We start from the raw sequence: 2,213 nt of genomic DNA, 5'->3' as shown, positions 1-2,213 counted from the left end.
CTGTGCGCGCTGGCGGGCTGGCTGCGTCTGCCGTTCTGGCCCTGCGTCGGCTACATGGCGATCGGCAAGTTCGCCCGCTACCTGCTGATGACCTCGGTGGGTGTCGCCATGCTGGACTGAGCGCGGCGCCGCGCCCGGCCGGACGTGACTGGAGGGACCCTGCGCCGACGCTTGCACAATGCGGGGCACCGACAGGAGACCCCGCCATGAGCACCCCCCGCACCCCGGCCTATGACGCCTTGTGCCAGCGCCACCAGCGCATCCACCGTCTGTCCCACCTGCAGTCGATCGCGTCCTGGGACCAGTCCGCCTTCATGCCGTCGCGCGGGGCGCAGGCCCGCGCCGAGGCGCTGGCCGAGATGGACGGCCTGCTGCACCAGCTGGGCACCGACCCGGCGCTGAAGCAGCTGCTCGACGAGGCGGCGCAGGAGCCGCTGGACGATGTCCAGCGCGCCTCGCTGCGCGAGATGCGCCGCGTCTGGCGCTCGGCCAATGCGGTGCCGCAGCGGCTGGTCGAGGCGCGCTCGCTGGCCAACTCGCACTGCGAGCATCAATGGCGCCAGCAACGCCCGGCCAACGACTGGGCCGGCTACGTCGAGAACCTGCGCCCGGTGGTGCGTTACGCGCGGGAAGAAGCGCAGTACCTCGCCGACGACGCGGGCCTGAGCCGCTACGACGCGCTGCTCGACCAGTTCGAGCCGGGCATGCGCTCGGCGGAGGTGGACCGCGTCTTCGGCGACCTGCGCCAGTGGCTGCCGGGGCTGATCGGGCAGGTCATGGACCGCCAGGCGCGCGACAACGTCATCCACCCGCAGGGCCCGTTCCCGGCGGCCGCGCAGCGGGCGCTCGGACTGGACGCGATGAAGCTGCTGGGCTTCGACTTCGAGGCCGGCCGGCTGGACGAGAGCGCCCATCCGTTCTGCGGCGGTGTGCCCGAGGACGTGCGCATGACCACGCGCTACCGCGACGACAGCTTCCTGCAGAGCCTGACCGGCACCATCCACGAGACCGGCCACGGCCGCTACGAGCAGAACCTGCCGCGCGCGTGGCTGGGGCTGCCGGTGGCCCGGGCGCGCTCGATGGGCCTGCACGAGAGCCAGAGCCTGTCCTTCGAGATGCAGCTGGCCGCGCATCCCGGCTTCGCCGGCCTGCTGCAGCCGCTGGTGGAGCGCCACCTGGGCCGTCAGCGCGGATTCGCCGCGGACAACCTGCACAAGCTGATGACGCGCGTGGCGCCGGGCTACATCCGCGTCGACGCCGATGAGGTCACCTACCCGGCCCATGTGATCCTGCGCTACGAGATCGAGCGCCCGCTGATCGAGGGCGAGATCGAGGTCGAGGACATCCCCGCGCTGTGGGACCGCAAGATGCAGGAGCTGCTGGGCCTGGACACGCGCGGCAACTACAGGGACGGCTGCATGCAGGACGTGCACTGGGGCTGCGGCCTCTTCGGCTACTTCCCCTGCTACACGCTGGGCGCGATGTACGCGGCGCAGTGGTTCGCGACGATGCGCCGCGAGCGGCCGACGCTCGACGAGGAGATCGCGCGCGGCGAGCTCGCGCCGGTCTTCGACTGGCTCAAGGACCGCATCTGGTCGCAGGGCAGCCGCTGGGAGACGCCGGAGCTGGTGCGACGCGCCAGCGGCGAGGCGCTGGCGCCGGCGCACTTCCGCCGCCACCTGGAGACGCGCTACCTGGGCTGAGGTGCCGGGCGCGCGCCATCGCGCCGCCCAAGAGAAAGGGCACCCCGTGGGGTGCCCTTGTCTCCGTGCGCGTCCGCGGTCTCTACCCCACGTCGCGCTCCCAACGAGTCGTCGAGGACCCGCTTGTCCTGGTGTCAGGCCTTGCCGCCCTTGCGGCGGCGGGCAACGAAGCCCATCGCGCCCAGGCCGGCCAGCATCAGCGCCAGGCTGTGCGGTTCCGGCACGGCGGAGGCGTTGCCGCCGGCGCTCAGCGTCGACACCACCACGTTGTCCAGCGAGGTGCCGTAGGAGTCGCTGCGGCCGGTCGCGCCGAAGCGCAGCGTCATCGGGCTGCCGGTGCCGGTGAAGGTGGTGCTGAAGGTCTGCCAGGTGGTGTCGGTGTTGTTGCCGACCTTGCCGCTCAGGTCGCCGATCTGCCAGGTCAGGCCGTTGCTCACCGCGCCCTGGTTGTCCGGGCGGTTGGTGTAGGCGAAGCTCAGCGTGTACGAGGCGCCGGCCACCGTGTTCAGC

Annotated in this window: 2 protein-coding genes and 1 pseudogene; 2 read left to right on the top strand and 1 reads right to left on the bottom strand. The window is 71.8% G+C overall.

The genetic code is table 11. The annotated features are described in order from the left end of the window. Both FUT87_RS30765 and FUT87_RS15390 read left to right on the top strand, forming a co-directional pair. Positions 1 to 120: pseudogene (locus FUT87_RS30765) on the top strand (DedA family protein); the annotation flags it as partial. 86 nt (positions 121 to 206) lie between these two features. After that, complete coding sequence (locus tag FUT87_RS15390) at positions 207 to 1,703, top strand: carboxypeptidase M32 (RefSeq protein WP_147240247.1); 1,497 nt, start codon at positions 207 to 209, stop codon at positions 1,701 to 1,703. 134 nt (positions 1,704 to 1,837) lie between these two features. Here the strand turns inward: FUT87_RS15390 and FUT87_RS15385 are convergent. Then, a partial coding sequence (locus FUT87_RS15385; protein WP_147241575.1) for a PEP-CTERM sorting domain-containing protein occupies positions 1,838 to 2,213 on the bottom strand: 376 nt, incomplete at its 5' end.

The sequence above is a fragment of the Mitsuaria sp. TWR114 genome (assembly GCF_007997345.1).
The sequence above is the reverse complement of the archived record's forward strand: the minus strand, read 5'-3'. Positions and strand labels throughout refer to the sequence as shown.